The following is a 20,021-nucleotide window of genomic DNA, read 5'->3' on the forward strand; positions in this document are numbered from 1 at the left end:
GGGGGCCACATGAAACGCATGATTCTTGGCATCCTGGCCGTTGGCACGTTCGCATTGAGTGCCGAACCAGCCTTTGCCGATGGCTTATCCAGCAGCAACGTCATGAACGACGTGCTGGATCGTTTTCATGCTGCGGCGGCCACCTGGGGGCCAGCCATCCAGTCTGCCGCTTCGCGCCTGTTCTGGTCGCTGGTCGTGATCTCGATGGTGTGGACGTTCGGCCTGATGGCCATGCGCAAAGCAGACATAGGCGAGTTCTTTGCGGAGTTCGTCCGCTTCACCATCTTTACCGGCTTCTTCTGGTGGCTGCTCACGCAAGCGAACACGGGCATGAATCTGGCCGGGACGATAGTTGCGTCACTGCAGACCTTGGGCGCGGAAGCCGGGGGACTGTCGAACAACAATCTCGGGCCTTCCAGCATCCTTGATCTTGGCTTCGAGCTGTACGACAAAACCGTCCAGGCGACCACGAAACTCGGATGGCGCAAACTGGCGACTGCCCTAACGATGGAACTGCTGGCCATCGCTGTCTTGATCGTCCTGGCGCTGATTGCGATCAACCTGCTGCTGGTCACGGCATCGACGTGGATTCTGCTGTACGCCGGTGTTTTCTTCCTGGGCTTTGGCGGGTCGCGTTGGACTTCGGACATGGCGATCAACTACTACAAAACCGTGCTGGGCGTCGCTGCCCAACTGATGGCCATGATTCTGCTGGTCGCTATCGGCAGGCAGTTTATCAACCACTATTACGACCAGATCAGCGAAGGCATGGCCTCGCAAGAACTGGCCGTCATGCTGGTGATTTCATTGATCCTGCTGTTCCTAGTGAACCGTGTGCCCGCGATGATCTCCGGCATCGTCACAGGGGCCAGCGTGGGCGCAATTGGCAGCGTAGGCAGCTTCGGGGCTGGTGCGGCAATGGGTGCCGCCATGACTGCCGCCAGCATGGCCACAGGCGGCGTGGCAGCGGCGGGCAAAGCGGTGATGGGAGCCGCTGGTGTCGGTTCTGCTGTTCAAGCGGCAATGCAGAAAGCAGCGGGCAGCATGAGCAGCGGCAGCGACACACCGGGCTTAGGTTCTATCACCGGGAACGCAGGCGGCAGAAGTGAGGCCGGTACGGCAGGCAGTTCACCATTCGCCCAGGCGGCAGGCTTTGGCGGTGGCGATAGCGGCTCGGGCGGCGGTGGCGATAGCGGCTCGGGCGGCGGTGGCCTGGCTCGGGCGGCGAAACTGGCAGCAGGCACCGTAGGAGAGCTTGCCAAGGGTGCGGGTGCCGCAGTCAAGCAAAGCGCCCAGCAGCGCGTCAGCGAAACCGCAGGCGGGAAACTTGCGGCCTCGATCCGCGCAAGCATGGAACCACCCAAGGCCGCCGGCACTGATGCAGCCGCGTTCGATGGCGACAGCTTGGGCGGCGCTGATAACGCCAGCAGCGGTGGCGGCTGGATCAACCAAACCGGGGGATTCGGCAACCTGTCGGAAGCCGATCAAGCCAAGGCAACGGAATCCCACGCGGAATGGCAGGCCAAAAGTGAAGGCAATACATTCGGCGTCGAGGACTATGTTTCGTATGTCCAGGAACGGCAGCAGGAGCGCAATCCCGAAATTGATGCCTTCGTGAACCGTGACAACAACAGGAGCTAACGAGATGACAACACCCTACCTGGCAGCATTCGCCGTCCTGGATCAACAACGCATAGAGCCATGCCACTTTGAGCCAGTCGATGCGTCATCCCCCGATGAAGCCTGCGATGCAGCGGCAGAGATCGCGGCGTTTGTCGCCCGGCCAACCGAGCCGAAAGAACCAGTAAGCAGCAGGCCCGAAACAGGGGCGGCGGTGGCTCGTATTACTCACGACAAAAGCCCGTTTGCCGAAGCGGCGGGACTATAAAGCGCACGGGGCTGGTGTTGCCACACCGACCCCGTACTTCCATTTGCACCTGATAGGAGGTGGATCATGGCAACTATGAATAGTAACGAAGCGGTCGAGGCCGTGCATCATGCAGCAGCTCTGCTGGGCGACCTGAAATGGCTAGACCAGGACACGGCGCGTCAGATATCGCCAATGGCCGAAGCGGTGGCCAATATGTTCGTCGTGCTTTTCTACCAGGCGGAAACCGGCCAGGCCACGCAGGATGATTTCCGTGAGGCGCTGGCGGCAATTCAACAGACGTTGCCCACGGCTTAGGCGTTGCGCGAAGCGGTAAGAATAAGAAGAATAATATTATTCTTACCGAATTATTTTTCGCAGAACGACAGGGGCGACCTGGTGGTCGCCCTGTTCATTCCTCGGCAGGCCACTCCCTGCCTACCGATGGCGCATCGACCCATTCGCGCTCTTCGGGGGGCAACGGGTATGCACCCGAGGACTCCAGGCCTTCCAGCAACTCACCCATCGTATAGCGTGGCGGCCATTGCCTGGCAGCGTGCAGCAGTCGCAGCACACGCACCGCATCACCCGATAGGTCATAGACTAGGATGTAGTTTCGGTGAGCTACCAGCTCCCTGGTGCCGGGTACACGCCCCTGCCTGCCAAGGTTGGGATGGTCGAGCAGCAGGCTGGCTTTTTCTGAAAATAGCGCATCCAGGGCCAGCGCCGCTGCTGGAGCGTGCTGCACGATGTATTCGCGTATCTTCTTCCTGTCGGCGTGCGCTTGCCGTGTCCAGACCAGCTTCACGATTCTGCGGGGCTGCTGGCCAGCTTGCGGCGTACCTCGGCACGCCAGGCTTCGGCCTCGGCTTCAACCTCTGCGGCGGCGATCACGTCACCTGCGTTGGCTGCATCCAGGCCGACCTGCACCTGGCGACGGAACCAAGCATCATGCGTAGCCGCTTCTTCCTGTTGCCGCACGAAATCACGCATGAAGTCGCGCAACAACTGGGCGCTGCTGCGGTCGCGTGCCTTGGCGGCGTTGGAGAAGTCAGCTTTCAGAGACTCATCGACTCGGAAGGTAAAGGTAGCTTCGCTCATGGCGCAACCCCAATGTGTTACACGATTGGTGCAATATAACACGGGGCTGATGCTGGAGGGCTGGCACAGTATCCATGACTCGACCCGCCAGGCCGCGACACTCTCACGCTACTACTGATCACGATACTAAAATGGCACCGTAAAGACACAGCAATTAAAGAACCAGGATGGATATATGGCCATGAAAAATCCACCACATCCAGGACAACTCATTCAGGAAGATGTGATGGCCTCATTGGTACCATCATTAAGTGACACCGCAATAAAGTTCGATGTGGAAACAGAGTACCTAGCAGCAGTGCTAGCAGGATGCGAATCCCTAAATATCACGTTGGCTGATAATTTGGAGAAAGCGGGAATCAGTACAGCAAGGCCATGGATTTCCATGCAGCACCAGTTTAATAGCACTAATTTAAAAATCAGATATTAAGCACTAAAGCAAGCCCACACGGAACCCCCGAATTTCGCACAAAAATTAATATTAAATACAGCCAAAATCAATCAGATTGAATTTTGTCGCGCAACCCACTGCGTGTGCTCTCGGGAAAATGCTAGTTCTGCCTCATTAACAAAGTCCGAGAAATCTTCCTCGCTATCAATCTCTTCGATTCTTCCTTGGATTATGCCTATTTCATGCGCAGTAAGTGTGTAAGCGGAGTTAAGTTCATTGAATTTTTTTATTTGCATCCACCCAATAATTGAAGATGCCAAGACAATTAAAGGTTCGAATGGCCAAATGCTCCACTCAGGAAACGCCGGACGAATTGTCACAAGAGCAATTGCCAAGCCATAAGTGGCCACACAGCAAACAACCCATCTTCTAGAGCATTTTTTATTATATCCAGCTTTGCTGGCGTACCAAGCCCGTTGCTCTTTAATTCTCTTTTTTAAATAAAACTCTTTTCGACTATCGAGAGAAAGGGCACGAACCTCATCCATAGAGGAAGTAACTTGATCATCCGCAGCAGAATCCGGAGGAATTCTATCGCCTATATGCCTATTGGCTTGCAAAATTTCACGCAAATGATTTCTAAATTCCGCACGCCTTATACGTACTTCAGCAACATCACCAAATGGTGATGCACGCATGCAATACCTCCAAGTGGATGTTTTTATTGATTCGGCAAGTGCACGCCCTTTATACCAGTCTTGCTCAGGCTTTGTTTTTGATCTATAAATCAACAGCCCCGCCAGGGCAACAAAAATAAAAGCATGCGCATAGCCCATTATGCGACCAGGACTTTGATTCATCGAGAAAAAAGCCGCAACAATCAGAAGACTATACTCCATGCGAAGCAACCAAAGGTATGCGCTCTGAGATTTTCTAGATAGATCGCTGGCTCCCGAGTAGAGCGCCGGATATTTTATTTCTTTCTCTATCAAGGGGTAATCTCCCTGATGCCTGAAATGATCGAGCTGGAGTTCCAGCGCACCACTTTATTAGCAGCTAAAGTAACGCACAGGGGTGTTCGTTCCCCTCCCCACGGCACAATCCCAAGAATCGGCTTATTCAAAGATCTCGCAAAGTCGATTTCAAATTGGATCCAGTCGCTGTGTGCCGCATACATCCCAGCCAATACAACCACGCATTGAACAGGACGGATTTGATCGCGCAATTCTTCTTTTAGCGCATATATAGACATATTGCCAAACCGTCTATCCTCGGGGACTGAATAATTTGTCCATTTAAAGTATGGCGAACCATTAAGAAAACTAACCGCACGCGTATACCCTTCACTATATCGCCATGCGTGACTAATGAATAAGCGATAATTATGCAAATAAGGCACCATCAATCTCCAATTTATAATTTCCACCAAATAATTAAACCAAGCTAAAAACCAGAAAAAAGCTTTACTTAAGTCTTTTGGCTAGACTTTCTGCACTAGGATGATAATACCGCATCAACATCCTCGGATCGCGATGCCCCGTAATCTTCGTCAGTTCATGCATAGGAAACACTTCCGCCAGCCTAGACGTCGCTTCATGCCGTAAATCATGAAACCGTAAATCCACCAAAAAACCATCCCGAGGCCGAGTACCGGCATCCTTGCATTCCACCTCATACCACCCACGCGCCCGCTGTACAGCGCGTTCAAACGCCCGCGTCACGCCATCAGGCCGCACCGCAAACACGGCCCCTTGCCTCTGTTCCTTGGCGTCCAACCCATCGCGCAGTGCCTGCAACACAGCCACCGCCCTGGACGACAACGGTACATCCCGCGCACTCCCATTTTTCGTCGCCGGCAAATGCGCCACGCGACGTTCCAAGTCGATATGCTCCCAGCGCAGCCCTACGATCTCCCCGCGTCGCATGGCCGTCTCCACAGCCAGCCGAATGATCGAAGGCAGCAGCGCCGAAGAGCTGGCCGCCATCACGCGCTCCAACTCTCCATCCTGTATTTGTCGCGCCTCATCACCGGCATCCAGCACAGCCCCTTGCAGTGTCACCACACGTCGCACACGCGCATTATTGGCCGCAGGCTTGCGCACGACCTCGACCGGGTTGGAAAGGCTCTCCATGCCCCATTCCTTGCGTGCCACGCTGAAAACATGCGACAGCACCGCCAGGCGGCGCAGTACGGTGGCCGGTGCGTAGTCCTGCAACCAGGCATCGCGCAGGCTGGCAATGTCGGCACCACGGATGGACGCCAAGGGACGAAGGGCCAGCGGCAGGGTCAGCAGCATCCTGATGATGGAATCCTCCTGCACCTTGCCTTTCTTGTGTGGCACGATCTCGGCCTGGTAGCGTTCCAGGGCTTCGCGCAAGGTGGTGGACTCGGCTTCGCCGCGACTTAGCCACACGCCCCGCGCCATCTCGGATTCGATCATCTTGGCCCAGGCTTCCGCCTCGGCCTTGGTGTTGAAGGTCTTACTCTGCGCGGGGTAGCCCCGCTTGCGTATCTGCGCTTCCCATTGGTAAGGGCCGCGCTTGCGAAAAGTTGCCATGCCACAACGTCCAAAATCAGTGTGGCAAAATTGTGGCAAATAACCGTTAATCAGTCAAAAACCATTGATTTTATTGACTTGTAATTAGCGTTCGCAATGCGAAGGTCAACACCCTACAACTTGATGAAGTGCTCGCGGTAATACTTCAGCTCATCAATAGACTCATACACATCCGCCAATGCCTCATGCCGGGTCTTTTTCTCGAAGCCCTTGATCAGCTCGGGCTTCCAGCGCCGGCACAGCTCCTTGAGCGTGCTGACATCCAGATTGCGGTAATGAAAGAACGCCTCGAGCTTCGGCATATAGCGGAACATGAAGCGGCGATCCTGGCTGATGGTGTTGCCGCACAGCGGTGACTTGCCTGCCGGCATGTGCTGCGACAGAAACGCAATCAGTTGAGCCTCGGCAGTCGCCTCGTCCAACGTAGAGGCCTTGACCTTGTCGATCAGGCCGCTGCGGCCGTGGGTGCCCTTGTTCCAGTTATCCATGGCATCGAGCACGCTGTCAGGCTGGTGGATCACCAGGACCGGACCTTCCGCAACCGTGGTCAGGTCAGGTTCGGTAACGACCACAGCCACTTCGATGATGCGTTCCTTTTCCGGATCGAGGCCCGTCATTTCCATGTCCAGCCACACCAGGCGGTTTTCGTTCTGCATTTGGTTTCCTTGCCCTCAACGGCGATGTGCGCGTTTACACTATCGGTTTGATCAATCCGCTATTTTCGCATACCTGCTCCGGCCAGATGACCCTCTTCACCCTGCTGTTCGCCCTGTTCCTGCTGCTTGATGCCAGCCTGCGCTTCTGGCTGGCCCGTCGCCAGGTTGCTCACGTCATGCATCATCGCGATGCGGTACCGGCTATCTTTGCAGACCAGATCTCGCTGCGCAGCCACCAGCGCGCCGCAGACTACACGGTCGCACGGGTACGCATGGGCCTGATCGAGCGTATCGTCGATGCCGGCGTGCTGGTTGGCCTGACGCTGCTGGGGGGGCTGCAGGCGATCGACTTCGGCCTGATGCGCTGGATCGACAATGATTTCATCCGACAGTTACTGCTGCTGGCAAGCGTGGGCGTCATCATGATGCTGATCGGCCTGCCCTTTTCCCTCTGGCGGCAATTCCGCCTGGAGGCCCGTTTTGGCTTTAACCGGATGACGCTGCCGCTGTTTTTCTCCGACCTGGCCAAGAATATCGTACTGTCCACGCTGCTCGGACTGCCGCTGGCTGCCGCCGTGCTCTGGTTAATGACGGAGGCCGGCACGCTCTGGTGGCTGTGGGCCTGGCTGCTGTGGGTCGCGTTCAACCTGGTGATGCTGGTTGCCTTCCCGCTGTGGATCGCGCCACTCTTCAACCGCTTCACCCAACTGGAGGACGAGACCCTGGCCGGCCGCATCCGCAATCTGGCGACACGCTGCGGCTTTCCTCTGGATGGTCTGTTCGTCATGGACGGCTCGCGGCGCTCGGCGCATGGCAATGCCTACTTCACCGGTTTTGGCAAAGCGCGCCGCATCGTGTTTTTCGACACCCTGCTCTCGCGCCTGAACCATGACCAGATCGAAGCCGTCCTGGCCCATGAACTGGGTCACTTCCATCACCGCCATATCCTCAAGCGGATTGTCGTCAGCTTCACACTGAGCCTGGGATTCTTCGCCCTGCTTGGCTGGCTGTCGACACAACTCTGGTTCTACGCCAGTCTGGGCGTCGCGCCCATGCTGAATGGATCGCACCACGCCATGGCGCTGGTACTGTTCTGCCTGGTCGTCCCTGTCTTTACCTTCCCGTTTGCCTTCATCACCAACATGGGCTCACGCCGCGACGAGTTCCAGGCCGATGCCTATGCCGCCAGCCAGAGCAATGCCGATCACCTGATCGCCGCACTGGTACGACTGTATGACGACAATGCCGCCACCCTGACGCCCGACCCGCTGCATTCGGCGTTCTACGACAGCCATCCTCCAGCAGCCGTGCGCATCGCACGCCTGCGCCTTGCCGGTGGAGCACAGCCCGCATGAGCAGCATCACCTGCGGTCTGGTCATCGCGGCGCATGGTCGCCACTATACGGTCGAATTTTCCGATGGCAGCCTGCGCCATTGTTTTCCTCGCGGCAAGAAAGGCCAGGCTGCCGTGGGAGATCGGGTGCAGGTCAGCCTGCAGGGCGAGGCCGAGGGTGCCATCGAGCGCATCGAGCCCCGACGCAACCTGCTCTACAGATCCGACGAAATGCGTACCAAGGTGTTTGCCGCCAACGTCGATCAGTTGCTGATCGTCCTGGCCGTGGCCCCCCCCTTCTCCGTGGATCTGCTGGGCCGTGCCCTGGTCGGTGCCTGGAGCGCCGATATTCGCCCCCTCATCATCCTGAACAAGATCGACCTGGTGGACGGGCTGGCGCAGGCCCGCGCCCAGTTAAGCGATATCGACCGGCTGGGTGTTCCCATCATTGAGCTGTGCGCGCACCACAAGGAAGCCGCACGCGACAAGCTGCTGCCCTATCTGCATGGACAGGCCAACCTGCTGCTGGGCCAGAGCGGCATGGGCAAATCGACGCTGCTCAATGCCCTGGTGCCCGATGCCCTGGCCGCCACGCGTGAAATATCCACAGCGCTGGGCACCGGCAAGCACACCACCACCAGCACGCGCCTGTACCACCTGCCCGATGGCAACGGCGACCTGATTGATTCACCGGGCTTCCAGGCCTTTGGCCTGAGCCACCTATCCGACTCGGATATCGAACGGGGCTTTCCGGAATTTGCCGAGCATGCGGCGCACTGCCGCTTTTATAACTGCACCCATCTGCACGAGCCGGGTTGCCAGGTATTGCAGGCGCTTGATCACGCACAGATCGGGCAGGAACGCCACGCGCTGTATGCCCGTATCCTGCAGGAGCGTGGTCGGAACAAATAAAGCCACACCACCACTCCAGACCATCTTCTGCAACATTGCCTGGAGGCGGCTGCTTTCAAAGTTTCAAAGTCAGTGGCCCAGTAGCTGCGCGCCCAAAGAGCAGGCGCTCATGCCTATATCCTGAAAGCACCACTCAGGCTGCTGACAACCTCCGGTAGAGATTGCGCAGCATGGCGGCCGTCGCGCCCCAGATGAAATACTCGCCCCAGGGCATCGAGTAATAGCGTCGCGCCTGACCATCAGGCGGCGTGAAACGGTGCAGACGGTGATTAGCCGGATCCATCAGGAAAGCCAGCGGCACCTCGAACACCGATTCCACTTCGTCCGGATCGATACGCACCTCAAAGCCGGGACGCACCAGCGCCACCACCGGCGTCACCACGTAGCCACTAATCGTCTGATAGGCAGGCAGCGTACTCAATACCTCGATGAACTCGCTGCCCAGGCCGGTTTCTTCCTCGGTCTCGCGCAGCGCCGTGGCGGTGGTGTCCACATCGAACGGCTCCATGCGGCCACCTGGAAAACTGATCTGACCGGGATGATCGCGCAGGTGCCCGGCACGCCGGGTCAGCATGACATGCAGGCCATCGCCACGCATGACCAACGGGATCAGCACCGCCGCCTGCACGGGCTCGAACTGAGCCTCATCGGGCAACGGTCGCAGCAAGACACCATCTCCCTGACTCCAGATCCATCCCGGCGGCGGCGGAATACGCAGCACCCCGCGCAATGCAGCCGGCTCCAGCAGATCGGCAGGCAGCGACAGCAAACCCTGGGACGCAGACTCCCAGGGCTGGGCTTCAGGGTCAAAGCGAGTCATCACGACCGGCGGGGCTCGACGACTGGCAGCGGACTGTGGCATGGCAGACAAAAAGAATGAATACTCCTGCATGTTACGACAATGGTCGGAGCATGGAAACGCCCTCCAGGCGTTCCAGCACGAAATCGGCCCGTTCCGCCACGCTGCATTCGGGCAGCACGGAGATCTCGTAGCCCAGCGCAGGGTACGCACGCCGCAATCTCTCGTACTCGAGCAACGCTGCCTCGAAATCATGGCGACGCTCGGTATCCTGCCTGTAGATCGCCGGCCAGGGGGGTGTCAGGAACACACACGCATGATAGCGATGCTGCTGCCCCAATGTGTCGAGCAACGACTCTCCCGACAGCGCCTCCAGCGCAGCAGCTGCATCGATCAACCCACGATCGAAAAATGTCCAGCCTGCATTGCGCCGGGCCTGAGCACGGTCCTCCAGCGCCACCTCGATGGCTCGCCGCAGGAACACAGCCATATCGATCCACGGCACAGCACGCCCACCCCGACACTGCTCTTCCAGGATGATGCGACGGCCCGGCTCTTCGACAACGGCATGGCCACGCCGCTGCAACTCGGACAGCAGCGTCGATTTGCCACCGCCGGAGCAACCTGAAATCACGACAAAACGGTTCATTGGCCTATTCGACCTGACTTTCTGCTCGAATACTGCAGCGATGAATACAGCAGCGACATGCTGATGGACAAAAAAAAGACGCCTTGCGGCGTCTTTTTTTGCGGATTCCGGCACCAGGGCCGGAAAACGGCTTAAGCCTGGACTTGTTTGCGCACCAGCTTTTCCTTGATGCGAGCCGACTTGCCCGAACGCTCGCGCAGGTAGTACAGCTTGGCACGACGGACGTCGCCGCGACGCTTGACTTCGATCGAGGCAATCTGGGGCGAATACAGCTGGAACGTACGTTCGACGGCTTCGCCGGACGAGATCTTGCGCACGATGAAAGCCGAGTTCAGGCCACGGTTGCGACGGCCGATCACGACGCCTTCGTAGGCCTGGACGCGCTTGCGGGTACCTTCAACCACATTAACGTTGACCACGACGGTATCGCCGGGAGCGAATTCGGGGATGGTCCGACCTTCGGTCAGACGGGCAATTTCTTCTTGCTCGATGATGGCAATCAGGTTCATTGAAAACTCCATGACATCTTGCCTGGCGGGTTGTTGTAGAAAGAGAAGAACGCCAGCAGAGGATGCGAAAAGCCCTTAATTCTATACCATCTTACTTACCCTGCCAATAGGCAAATATCAAAAGCCGGCAGCATACCCAACCCAGCACACCAGCGGGATCATGGCCACGCCGAACAGCGCCAGTCCGGTATCGACAATTTCGGTACGGTAACATACCACGGCCTGCGTGCAGCGCCGCCATACGGATACTCGGGCAACAGATGCGCGACGGCGCGACGCAGCAGGTGCAGCAGGTGCAGCCACGGCCTCGGTGGCCGACTGAATGCGGTACCGTGCCGGAACGGGCCAGACGGAAACAGATGACAGCATGGCGGTGGAGCGGACGACACTGCTCATGGACTTCTCCGAGATGGGCGGCACCGATGCCGCAATATGAATACTGTATAAAAATACAGTATTTTTTGCAAACACTGTTTTCCCGCGCATCAGGAACGCACCGACACCATGCCAGGGCCTGCCGAATTTATGAACCAGGTCGTCCTCAGCAGCTAGAATCCAGGCACACAGGCCATCCGCCTGCATCGGGCAGCGGTATCGCAGCAAACAGGGTGCCAATGAAAACAGGAAAAATCGTGCCAGACATACATGAACTGGTGCAGCAGGAAGCGTTTTATTGCGCCGACTGCCTATATACCAAGGACACGGGCTTCCTGACCTGCCGGATCACTTCGGAAGGTCTGCTCCATGGCAAAGCGATAGGTACGGATGATGTAGAGCTGACTGACATATTTACCCTTTTCACCCGAACCATCCGGGGTGCGCTCTATGTCGGCGGCGAATGTTCGGCACACGGCTCCTGCGGTTTTATCTATCAGAAAACACACGACCAAATAGACTGGTTCCTGATGAGTCTCGAGCACGGGCCATTCATCGATGTCGGGGCAGACCATGCAAAAATCCGGTTTCTGTCCGGCAACGGCAATGCGCTCCTGATGCTGGACAATGAAGCCCTGGAGCTACAGGACAGGTTTTTTCTGCAGGCACGCAAAGCACAGGGGCTGCCCTGAGACAGCCCCTGTGACCCATCCATGACGCGTGCTGCTCAGCGCCGGATCATCCCGCCCGCCACTGTCTGATAGGTTGCCTCGTCCACCAGAATGAAGGCACCTGTCGCCGGCAACTGATCGTAGGCATCGAGTACCAGCGCATCGCGCGTGGCCAGCGTAATGCGACCGATATCATTCATGGCCAGCGTGGGCGTATCGGCCTCGCGCTCCTCGAGCACCTGTACATCGCGCCGGGTATGAACGGACTTGATGCGTGCCGCACTGGTCCGGGTACCCTGCTTGATCAGGTATTTGCGTGCCGTATTGAGCGGCTGGCTGTCAAGCCAGCAGACATCCGCCTGGAACTCTCGGGACACGGCCACATCGGTGTCATCGGCATGCACCAGCACATCGCCACGCGAAACATCGACATCCTCGGCCAGCACCAGCGTGACCGCCACGCCCGCCGTGGCGTACTCCACATCGCCCTCGAACGTCAGTACGCGCGCCACCGTGGCGGGCGTACCGGCCGGCTGCACCACAATGCGATCACCCCGGCGGAGCGTGCCGCTCGCCACCTTGCCGGCATAACCGCGGAAATCATCGGCCTGGCTGCCATTGTGGCGCGCCACCCACTGCACCGGAAAACGCAGCGGCTGGGCCGGGTCGTTTTCCTGGACCTCAATCCCTTCCAGCCACTGCAGCAGCGTCGGCCCCTGGTACCAGGACATGTGCTGTGAAGCACGCACGACGTTGTCGCCCTTGAGGGCCGACATCGGAATCGCCTCGAAACCGGCAATGCCCAGCTTGGCTGCCAGCGCCGCATAGGCGTCGCGGATGCGTTCGAATACAGCCTGATCCCAGTCCAGCAGATCCAGTTTGTTGACGGCCACGACAATGTGCCGGATGCCAAGCAGATGGGCCAGTGCGCTGTGGCGACGGGTCTGCACCAGCAGTTCGCCATCGCTGGCCCGCGTGGCATCGACCAGAATGATCACGGCATGCGCCGTCGAAGCGCCCGTGACCATGTTACGGGTGTACTGCTCGTGTCCCGGTGCATCGGCCACGATGAACTTGCGCGTCGGCGTGGCAAAGTAGCGATAGGCCACATCGATGGTGATACCCTGCTCGCGCTCGGCCTCCAGGCCATCCGTCAGCAGCGACAGGTCGAACTCTTCGTCGCCGGCACGGTGATGGCGCGAACGTCCGATGGCCTGCAACTGATCGGCAAATACGCCCTTGCTGTCGTACAGCAGGCGCCCGATCAGGGTCGACTTGCCGTCATCGACCGAACCCGCCGTGATGAATCGCAGCACGCCACGATCGGCGGCTGTCAGTTGTTGCAGAGTACTCATCAGAAATATCCTTCTTTCTTGCGACGTTCCATCGAAGCCTCGGAGGTCTGGTCATCCATCCGCGTGGCACCGCGCTCAGTAATATCGGTGACGGCGGTCTCGGCAATGATCGCCTCCACGTCGGCGGCCTCGGAAGCCACCGGGCAGGTGCAGGAAATATCTCCCACCGTACGAAAGCGTACCGACAGCGTCTCGACCTGATCGCCCTCGCCCGGCCGGGTCAGCGGCGTGACCGGCACCAGCAGACCGTTGCGACGGACCACTTCGCGCGGGTGCGCATAATAGATTTCGGGCAGGTCGATGGATTCGCGTGCGATGTACTGCCAGACATCCAGCTCGGTCCAGTTGGAGATCGGGAACACACGCATGTTCTCGCCGGGATGCACGCGGGTGTTGTAGAGATTCCAGAGTTCCGGGCGCTGAGCCTTGGGATCCCACTGGCCGAACTCATCACGGAAGGAAAAGATGCGCTCCTTGGCACGTGCCTTTTCCTCATCCCGGCGGGCACCGCCGATGCAGGCATCGAAACCGAACTCCTCGATGGATTCCAGCAGCGTCACCGCCTGGGCGGCATTGCGCGAATCCGTTTCGCGACGCAGCACCACCGTACCGCGCTTGATGGAATCCTCCACGCTGCGCACGATCAGGCGTTCACCCAGTTCCCCGGCACGCCGGTCCCGGAACGCAATCACTTCGTCGAAATTGTGGCCGGTGTCGATATGCATCAGGGGAAACGGGAACCGGCCGGGGCGAAATGCCTTCTCGGCCAGCCGCAGCAGCACGCACGAATCCTTGCCCCCCGAAAACAGCAGGACCGGGCGCTCGCATTCTGCCGCCACTTCCCGCAGGATATAAATCGCCTCGGACTCCAACCAGTCGAGGTGACTGTTGATACTGGCTCCTGTCATGTATATGCCTTTTTATGAATCAATCCGGTTGATCTGAAACCTTGGTTATCCTGTGGGCTAGGACTGCCGCTGCAGGATATTGACTGCATGCAGCCCGCACTCCTTGGAGTCCGACGACTCCCACCACCATCGCCCTGCCCTGACATCCTCACCCGGCTTCACCGCCCGCGTACAGGGCTCGCAACCGATCGAGGGATAGCCCTGATCGTGCAGCGGGTTATAGGGAATATCGAAGCTGCGGATGGCCTGCCAGACATCGTCGAAATGCCACTCTGCCAGTGGGTTGAACTTGTACAGCCCGAAGGTCGCATCGTGCTCTTCAAAGGGCAGTTCGGTACGCGTGGCCGACTGCTCGCGGCGCTGCCCGGTAATCCAGGCCCCCCGACCGGCCAGGGCGCGTTTGAGCGGCGCGACCTTGCGTATCTGGCAACAGACCTTGCGCAGTTCCACACTCTCGTAGAAGGCGTAGGCACCATGCTCGGCCACATGAGCCTCGACGGCAGCCGCATCGGGACGCCAGACTTCGATGTCGTAGCCATAGCGCGCCTTGACCGCATCGATCACACCCAGCGTCTCGGCATGGAGCCGACCCGTATCCAGCGTAAAGATGCCTAGCGGAATCCGATTCGCCAGGATCGCATGCGTCAGCACCATATCCTCGGCCGCCAGCGAAGAGGACAGCACGGCATCGGGATAACGGACAGCCGCATCCTGCAGCCGGGCCTGCAGATCCCGCCACAACCCAGCCAGGCGCGCATCGCCTGAGACGACATCTACGTTGCCAGAAACAGATGAATCCATATCCTGCCGTGTCATTTGATCATGCCCATAAAGTATTGAATCAATATCCGTTTTTGCGCTGCTGGCCGTTATATTGTCAGCATGGGCTGCTTGCGTCCGCAGCCTCCTGCCGAAAAAATCGCGTCAATGGCATGCACCGGCCAGAAGCCGACACATGCCTGTGCGATCAGCGGCCTGCCCCCTGCGGCATTCAGGCCGCTGCCTTGGAGGGTGTGGCAAACACCTGGATCTGGCGCGGTCGCACCAGCAGATCCTGCCCTTCCTTCAGATTCAGCTCACGGTACTGGCTCTCGGGAATCTGCGCTTCGATGATGCGACCATTGTCTGCATGGCGCAGTTCCAGATAGGCACTAGGGCCGGCCAGGTACACATGATTGAGCTTGACCGGAATGCCCTCGCGACCCGCCTCGCGATGCGCCACGTCGAACTCGTGCGGCCGGACGTAGGCGGTCGCCTCCAGCCCGTGCGCCTGCGCATAATCCGGTGCAGCGAACGTCCAGCCATCGGCCTTGAGCTGCCCGTCCTCGATCTTGCCAAGGAACTGGTTGACGTCACCCAGGAAGCCATACACAAAGGGCGTGGCCGGATTCTCCCAGACTTCGCGCGGCGTGCCCACCTGCTCGATGCGGCCGCTGTTCATCAGCACGACGCGATCCGCCACTTCCAGGGCTTCTTCCTGATCATGGGTCACGAACACGCTGGCCACATGCAATTCATCGTGCAGGTGGCGCAGCCAGCGGCGCAATTCCTTGCGAACCTTGGCATCGAGCGCACCGAACGGTTCATCGAGCAGCAGCACACGCGGCTCGACCGCCAGCGCGCGCGCCAGGGCGATACGCTGGCGCTGGCCGCCCGACAGTTGCGAAGGATAGCGATCCGCCAGCCAATCGAGCTGTACCAGCTCAAGGAGCTCCTTGACCTTGGCTCGGATGGTGCTTTCGGACGGACGCACCGAACGGTGCTTGACGCGCAGGCCGAAGGCGACATTTTCGAACACGGTCATGTGGCGAAACAGCGCGTAATGCTGGAACACGAAACCGACCTGTCGCTCGCGCACATGCACATCGGTGGAATCTTCGCCCGCGAACCAGACGCTGCCGCTGTCGGCAGTCTCGAGACCGGCAATGATGCGCAGCAGCGTCGTCTTGCCGCAACCCGAAGGACCCAGCAGAGCCACCAGTTCACCGGTGTCGATATGGAGAGAGACGTTGTCCAGGGCCTTGAAGGACCCGAACTGGCGCGACAGGTTTCTGACTTCGATACTCATGACAGCTCTCTGGTTGAACGCGCATTGCGCCACTCGACCCAGCTCTTGAGACCCAGCGTCAGCAGGGCCAGCAACGCCAGCAACGAGGCGACTGCGAATGCAGCGGAAAACATGTATTCGTTATAAAGGATTTCGACGTGCAGGGTCATGGTGTTGGTCAGCCCCCGCACCTGGCCGGAAACCACCGAGACCGCGCCGAACTCGCCCATGGCACGGGCATTGGCCAGGATCGCGCCATACAGCAGCCCCCATTTTATGTTGGGCAGCGTAACCTTGCGGAAGATGGTCCAGCCACTGGCACCCATGGTCAGGGCTGCCTGCTCTTCATCGCTGCCCTGCGCCTGCATCAGCGGGATCAGCTCGCGCGCGACAAAGGGGCAGGTCACGAACAGCGTGGCCAGGATCACCCCGGGCACCGCGTAGACGATGCTGATTTCATGCGCCTGCAACCAGGGACCGAACCAGCCGGTACGGCCAAACAGCAGGATGAACACCAGCCCCGCCACCACCGGCGACACCGAGAACGGCAGGTCGATCAGCGTGATCAGCAACTGCTTGCCGCGAAACTGGAAGCGGGTCACTGCCCAGGCCAGCGCCACGCCGAACACCAGGTTGAGCGGCAACGCCACGGCCGCGACCAGCAGCGTGAGACGGATCGCCGACAGCGCATCGGGTTCGAGAATGGCCTTGAAATACAGGTCAACGCCGCGCCGGAAGGCCTCGGCAAACACCGACAGCAAGGGAATCACCAGGAACAGCGCCAGGAAACCCAGCGCCACAAGCAACAGAATGCCCTTGACCCACTTGGGTTCATCCAGATGCGCGGGGCGCGGCACGGACAATGTAATCACACTCATGCCTGCCTCCCTGCGCCCCGGCGGGCCTGACTCCACTGCAGCAGATTGATCAACAGCAGCAGGATGAATTAAAACACCAGCATGACCGTAGCGATTGCCGCTGCGCCAGCGTAGTCATGCTGTTCGAGCTTGGAAATGATCAGCAGCGGCGTAATCTCGGACACCATCGGCATGTTGCCGGCGATAAACACCACCGAGCCGTATTCACCCACGGCACGCGCAAATGCCAGCGTGAAACCGGTCAGCAACGCCGGAGCGATCGTGGGCAACAGCACGCGAGCGAACACCTGCCAGCGTTGCGCACCGAGGCTGACAGCCGCCTCCTCGATCTCGCGCTCGATATCCTCGAGCACCGGCTGCACTGTTCGCACCACGAAAGGCAGGCCGATGAAGATCAGGGCGATCACGATACCCAGCGGAGTATAGGCCACCTTGATGCCGAACCATTTTTCGAGTGGTTCACCCAGCCAGCCATTGCCGGCATAGAGCGCGGTCAATGCAATGCCTGCCACAGCCGTCGGCAGCGCAAAAGGCAGGTCGACCAGAGAATCGACCAGCTTCTTGCCAGGGAACCGATAGCGCACCAGCACCCAAGCCACGACTAGCCCGAACACCAGATTGACCAGCGCGGCCAGCAGCGAAGCACCGAATGTCAGCTTGTAGGAAGCGACCACTCTGGGTGCCGTCACGACGCTCCAGAACTCACTCCAGCCCAGCTCGGCACTCTTGAGCGGCAAAGCCGCCAGCGGAATCAGCACCAGGATACCGAGATAGAACACGGCATAACCCAGGGTCAGCCCGAAACCAGGCAGCACCCCGGCGCGCCGGCTGCGGCTACGTCCCCCTTGCGGGGGACGGTGGCCGATTGCATCAATGACTGCACTCATTCGACGTCATCCCAAATAGGCTCAGCGCGGCAGGTAGATCTGGTCAAACGTGCCGCCATCGGCAAAGTGCTTCTTCTGCGCATCACGCCAGCCACCGAATTCGCCATCGATGGTCACCAGCTTGAGGTCCGGGAACTTGTCGGCATACTTTTTCGCCACTTCGGCGTTGGTCGGGCGATAGTAATTCTGGGCAATGATTTCCTGCGCTTCAGGCGTGTAGAGCCATTCCAGGTAGGCCTGGGCGGCAGCGCGCGTGCCCTTGCGATCGACCACCTTGTCCACCACGGCAACCGGCGGCTCGGCCAGGATCGAGAGCGACGGCACCACGATGTCGAACTTGTCGGGACCCAGTTCGTTCAGGGCCAGGAAGGCCTCGTTTTCCCAGGCCAGCAGCACGTCACCCAGGCCGCGCTCGACAAAGGTCGTGGTCGCACCACGGGCACCGGTATCAAGCACCGGCACATGCTCGAAAAGTTCTTTCACGAATGCCTGGGCCTTGGCTTCGTCACCACCATTCTTTTCCAGTGCATAAGCCCAGGCCGCCAGGTAGTTCCAGCGTGCACCACCGGATGTCTTGGGATTGGGTGTGATGACTTGCACGCCTTCCTTCACCAGATCGTCCCAGTCCTGGATGCCCTTGGGATTGCCCTTGCGCACCAGGAACACGATGGTCGAGGTATAGGGCGAGCTGTTTTCGGGCAGGCGCGTCTGCCAGTCCTGCGGCAGCAGACCCGCATCGGCAATGGCGTCGATATCGTAGGCCAGCGCCAGCGTCACGACATCGGCATCCAGGCCATCGACCACCGAGCGCGCCTGGCGACCGGAACCGCCATGAGACTGGCGGATCGTGAGTTTGGTGCCTGCCTGCTGCTGGTAGGCTTCGATGAATTTTTCATCGATCACGCGATACAGTTCACGCGTGGGATCGTAGGAGACATTCAGCAGGGTTTGCTCGTTTTGCTGCGCGGCTGCAGGTGCCGAGGCCAGCGGCAGGAGCGTGGAGGCGGCGAACAGTGCAGACAGGATGAAACGGTTTTTTCCAGACATGGCTGACTCACATAAATGTAAACAGGTGAACAGCGATGGTGCCTGCGCCGGATACAAAACGGAACGAACCGTTTTGCCATTGTTTATTACCAAACGATCTAATCACTACAAATCCACCCACGTCATGCACATAAAAGAAGGATGCCCGACGAAGACATCGGGCATCCAGGCCTGACAGGCTGCACCGCCTTCAACCAGGCAGTGCGGAAAGCCTGTTATTTGTTGGGTTGCGGCGTGATGCGCAGGTAGGGACGCACGGCCTTGTAGCCCTTGGGGAATTTCTGCTTGATGACTTCCTCATCCTGCAGCGAGGGGACGATGATCACGTCCTGACCGTCTTCCCAGTTGACCGGCGTGGCGACGCTGTGGCTGTCGGTCAGTTGCAGCGAATCGATCACGCGCAGGATTTCGTTGAAATTGCGCCCCGTGCTGGCCGGATAGGTGATGATCAGCCGCACTTTCTTGGCCGGATCGATAATGAATACCGAACGCACGGTCAGGGTAGCGTTGGCATTGGGGTGAATCATGTCGTACAGATCGGACACCTTGCGATCGGCATCAGCGATGATCGGGAATTCGACCGAAGTGTTCTGGGTTTCGTTGATGTCGCTGATCCAGCCCTGGTGCTTGTCGGCCGGATCGACGGACAATGCCAGCACCTTGACGCCACGTTTGGCGAACTCGTCCTTGAGCTTGGCGGTGTAGCCCAGCTCGGTCGTGCAGACCGGCGTGTAGTCGGCCGGATGCGAAAACAGCACACCCCAGCTGTTGCCAAGGTAGTCATAGAAGCGGATCTTGCCGACCGAGGAATCCTGTTCGAAATCAGGGGCGATATCGCCCAGACGCAGAGTAGCCATAATCAGTCCTTGAAAGGGGAAAACACATTATGGATTTTTTCATAGAGAATGGCTGATTAATATAATCAATGGGTATATGCATATATTGGGATGTTTTCAGAAGGGACACGCCAGTGCTGGATCATGGGTGTTCGTGGGCACTTTGTGACACGCCACAATAACCGTGCATAAGCGGGAGTTGTCAGCAGGACATGTCTGAACGGAGCGAAGCGCAGTGAGTT

General features: G+C 58.8%; 24 protein-coding genes and 1 pseudogene. 7 read left to right on the plus strand and 18 right to left on the minus strand.

Translation table 11 applies throughout. From position 1 onward, the window contains the following. The first annotated feature begins 9 nt into the window (after positions 1–9). The 3 genes from trbL (at position 10) to DD235_RS08300 (ending at position 2,185) form a co-directional block, all read left to right on the plus strand. Positions 10–1,641, plus strand: coding sequence for a P-type conjugative transfer protein TrbL (trbL, locus tag DD235_RS08290; RefSeq protein ID WP_109061613.1), 1,632 nt, complete (start codon positions 10–12; stop codon positions 1,639–1,641). A 4-nt stretch (positions 1,642–1,645) separates the two neighbouring features. After that, positions 1,646–1,888, plus strand: coding sequence for a hypothetical protein (locus DD235_RS08295; protein ID WP_109061614.1), 243 nt, complete (start codon positions 1,646–1,648; stop codon positions 1,886–1,888). A gap of 66 nt (positions 1,889–1,954) precedes the next feature. Further along, complete coding sequence (locus DD235_RS08300) at positions 1,955–2,185, plus strand: type I toxin-antitoxin system ptaRNA1 family toxin (protein WP_109061615.1); 231 nt, start codon at positions 1,955–1,957, stop codon at positions 2,183–2,185. 94 nt (positions 2,186–2,279) lie between these two features. Here DD235_RS08300 and DD235_RS08305 read toward each other — a convergent pair whose 3' ends face one another. Together DD235_RS08305 and DD235_RS08310 are read right to left on the minus strand one after the other, a co-directional pair. Continuing rightward, positions 2,280–2,675 (minus strand): type II toxin-antitoxin system RelE/ParE family toxin, encoded by a 396-nt coding sequence (locus tag DD235_RS08305; RefSeq protein WP_109061616.1) that lies wholly within the window; start codon positions 2,673–2,675, stop codon positions 2,280–2,282. After that, positions 2,672–2,968, minus strand: a complete 297-nt coding sequence (locus DD235_RS08310; protein ID WP_109061617.1) for a CopG family ribbon-helix-helix protein — start codon at positions 2,966–2,968, stop codon at positions 2,672–2,674. The genes DD235_RS08305 and DD235_RS08310 overlap by 4 nt, the downstream gene beginning before the upstream one ends. A 175-nt stretch (positions 2,969–3,143) precedes the next feature. Between DD235_RS08310 and DD235_RS16740 the strand changes: the two genes are divergently transcribed. Beyond that, entirely contained in the window at positions 3,144–3,398 is a 255-nt protein-coding gene (locus tag DD235_RS16740) for a helix-turn-helix transcriptional regulator (protein WP_146193471.1), read from the plus strand. A gap of 71 nt (positions 3,399–3,469) precedes the next feature. Here the strand turns inward: DD235_RS16740 and DD235_RS08315 are convergent, their stop codons facing one another. The 4 genes from DD235_RS08315 to orn form a co-directional block, all read right to left on the minus strand. Then, the gene (locus DD235_RS08315) at positions 3,470–4,351 is read right to left on the minus strand and encodes a DUF4231 domain-containing protein (RefSeq protein WP_109061618.1); all 882 of its coding nucleotides are present in this window, start codon (positions 4,349–4,351) and stop codon (positions 3,470–3,472) included. Next, positions 4,348–4,761, minus strand: a complete 414-nt coding sequence (locus DD235_RS08320; protein WP_109061619.1) for a TIR domain-containing protein — start codon at positions 4,759–4,761, stop codon at positions 4,348–4,350. Before DD235_RS08320 ends, DD235_RS08315 begins: the two co-directional genes overlap by 4 nt. 61 nt (positions 4,762–4,822) lie before the next feature. Then, positions 4,823–5,917 (minus strand): site-specific integrase, encoded by a 1,095-nt coding sequence (locus tag DD235_RS08325; protein WP_109061620.1) that lies wholly within the window; start codon positions 5,915–5,917, stop codon positions 4,823–4,825. 113 nt (positions 5,918–6,030) lie between these two features. Then, on the minus strand, positions 6,031–6,573 hold the full coding sequence (orn, locus tag DD235_RS08330) for an oligoribonuclease (protein WP_109061621.1): 543 nt from the start codon (positions 6,571–6,573) through the stop codon (positions 6,031–6,033). An 86-nt stretch (positions 6,574–6,659) separates the two neighbouring features. On the opposite strand from orn, the gene DD235_RS08335 reads away from it, so the two are divergent. Then, positions 6,660–7,928, plus strand: a complete 1,269-nt coding sequence (locus tag DD235_RS08335) for a M48 family metallopeptidase (protein WP_109061939.1) — start codon at positions 6,660–6,662, stop codon at positions 7,926–7,928. Continuing rightward, positions 7,925–8,818, plus strand: a complete 894-nt coding sequence (gene rsgA / locus DD235_RS08340) for a ribosome small subunit-dependent GTPase A (protein ID WP_109061622.1) — start codon at positions 7,925–7,927, stop codon at positions 8,816–8,818. The genes DD235_RS08335 and rsgA overlap by 4 nt, the downstream gene beginning before the upstream one ends. 133 nt (positions 8,819–8,951) lie before the next feature. Here rsgA and DD235_RS08345 read toward each other — a convergent pair whose 3' ends face one another. The 4 genes from DD235_RS08345 to DD235_RS16745 all read right to left on the minus strand — a co-directional run bounded on the left by DD235_RS08345 (position 8,952) and on the right by DD235_RS16745 (position 11,171). Continuing rightward, positions 8,952–9,638 carry a CoA pyrophosphatase gene (locus DD235_RS08345; RefSeq protein WP_420810459.1) on the minus strand — a complete coding sequence of 229 codons (687 nt, stop codon included), beginning with the start codon at positions 9,636–9,638 and terminating at the stop codon, positions 8,952–8,954. A gap of 73 nt (positions 9,639–9,711) precedes the next feature. Continuing rightward, a complete protein-coding gene (locus DD235_RS08350; RefSeq protein ID WP_109061623.1) occupies positions 9,712–10,266 on the minus strand; it encodes an AAA family ATPase in 555 nt (184 codons plus the stop codon). A 131-nt stretch (positions 10,267–10,397) separates the two neighbouring features. Next, positions 10,398–10,775 carry a 50S ribosomal protein L19 gene (gene rplS, locus DD235_RS08355; protein WP_109061624.1) on the minus strand — a complete coding sequence of 126 codons (378 nt, stop codon included), beginning with the start codon at positions 10,773–10,775 and terminating at the stop codon, positions 10,398–10,400. Between the two features lie 117 nt (positions 10,776–10,892). Beyond that, positions 10,893–11,171, minus strand: coding sequence for a hypothetical protein (locus tag DD235_RS16745; protein ID WP_146193473.1), 279 nt, complete (start codon positions 11,169–11,171; stop codon positions 10,893–10,895). A gap of 26 nt (positions 11,172–11,197) precedes the next feature. On the opposite strand from DD235_RS16745, the gene DD235_RS08365 reads away from it, so the two are divergent. Beyond that, positions 11,198–11,842, plus strand: a complete 645-nt coding sequence (locus DD235_RS08365) for a hypothetical protein (protein WP_146193475.1) — start codon at positions 11,198–11,200, stop codon at positions 11,840–11,842. A 35-nt stretch (positions 11,843–11,877) separates the two neighbouring features. Here the strand turns inward: DD235_RS08365 and DD235_RS08370 are convergent, their stop codons facing one another. The 8 genes and pseudogenes from DD235_RS08370 to DD235_RS08400 all read right to left on the minus strand — a co-directional run bounded on the left by DD235_RS08370 (position 11,878) and on the right by DD235_RS08400 (position 19,800). Further along, entirely contained in the window at positions 11,878–13,176 is a 1,299-nt protein-coding gene (locus tag DD235_RS08370; RefSeq protein WP_109061627.1) for a sulfate adenylyltransferase subunit 1, read from the minus strand. Then, entirely contained in the window at positions 13,176–14,084 is a 909-nt protein-coding gene (gene cysD, locus DD235_RS17040; protein WP_239990093.1) for a sulfate adenylyltransferase subunit CysD, read from the minus strand. The genes DD235_RS08370 and cysD overlap by 1 nt, the downstream gene beginning before the upstream one ends. Before the next feature lie 57 nt (positions 14,085–14,141). Next, positions 14,142–14,885 (minus strand): phosphoadenylyl-sulfate reductase, encoded by a 744-nt coding sequence (locus tag DD235_RS17045; RefSeq protein ID WP_239990094.1) that lies wholly within the window; start codon positions 14,883–14,885, stop codon positions 14,142–14,144. Positions 14,886–15,075: 190 nt separating this feature from the next. Further along, positions 15,076–16,152 (minus strand): sulfate/molybdate ABC transporter ATP-binding protein, encoded by a 1,077-nt coding sequence (locus DD235_RS08380; protein WP_109061628.1) that lies wholly within the window; start codon positions 16,150–16,152, stop codon positions 15,076–15,078. Beyond that, positions 16,149–17,009 carry a sulfate ABC transporter permease subunit CysW gene (cysW, locus tag DD235_RS08385; protein WP_162300448.1) on the minus strand — a complete coding sequence of 287 codons (861 nt, stop codon included), beginning with the start codon at positions 17,007–17,009 and terminating at the stop codon, positions 16,149–16,151. Before cysW ends, DD235_RS08380 begins: the two co-directional genes overlap by 4 nt. Further along, a pseudogene (gene cysT, locus DD235_RS08390) lies at positions 17,006–17,896 on the minus strand (sulfate ABC transporter permease subunit CysT). The gene cysW and the pseudogene cysT overlap by 4 nt, the downstream one beginning before the upstream one ends. 21 nt (positions 17,897–17,917) lie before the next feature. Next, the gene (locus DD235_RS08395; protein ID WP_109061630.1) at positions 17,918–18,943 is read right to left on the minus strand and encodes a sulfate ABC transporter substrate-binding protein; all 1,026 of its coding nucleotides are present in this window, start codon (positions 18,941–18,943) and stop codon (positions 17,918–17,920) included. Between the two features lie 215 nt (positions 18,944–19,158). Next, positions 19,159–19,800, minus strand: a complete 642-nt coding sequence (locus tag DD235_RS08400; RefSeq protein WP_109061631.1) for a peroxiredoxin — start codon at positions 19,798–19,800, stop codon at positions 19,159–19,161. Between the last annotated feature and the right edge of the window lie 221 nt (positions 19,801–20,021).

The sequence above is a fragment of the Corticimicrobacter populi genome, assembly GCF_003123725.1.
Lineage (GTDB): Bacteria > Pseudomonadota > Gammaproteobacteria > Burkholderiales > Burkholderiaceae_B > Corticimicrobacter > Corticimicrobacter populi.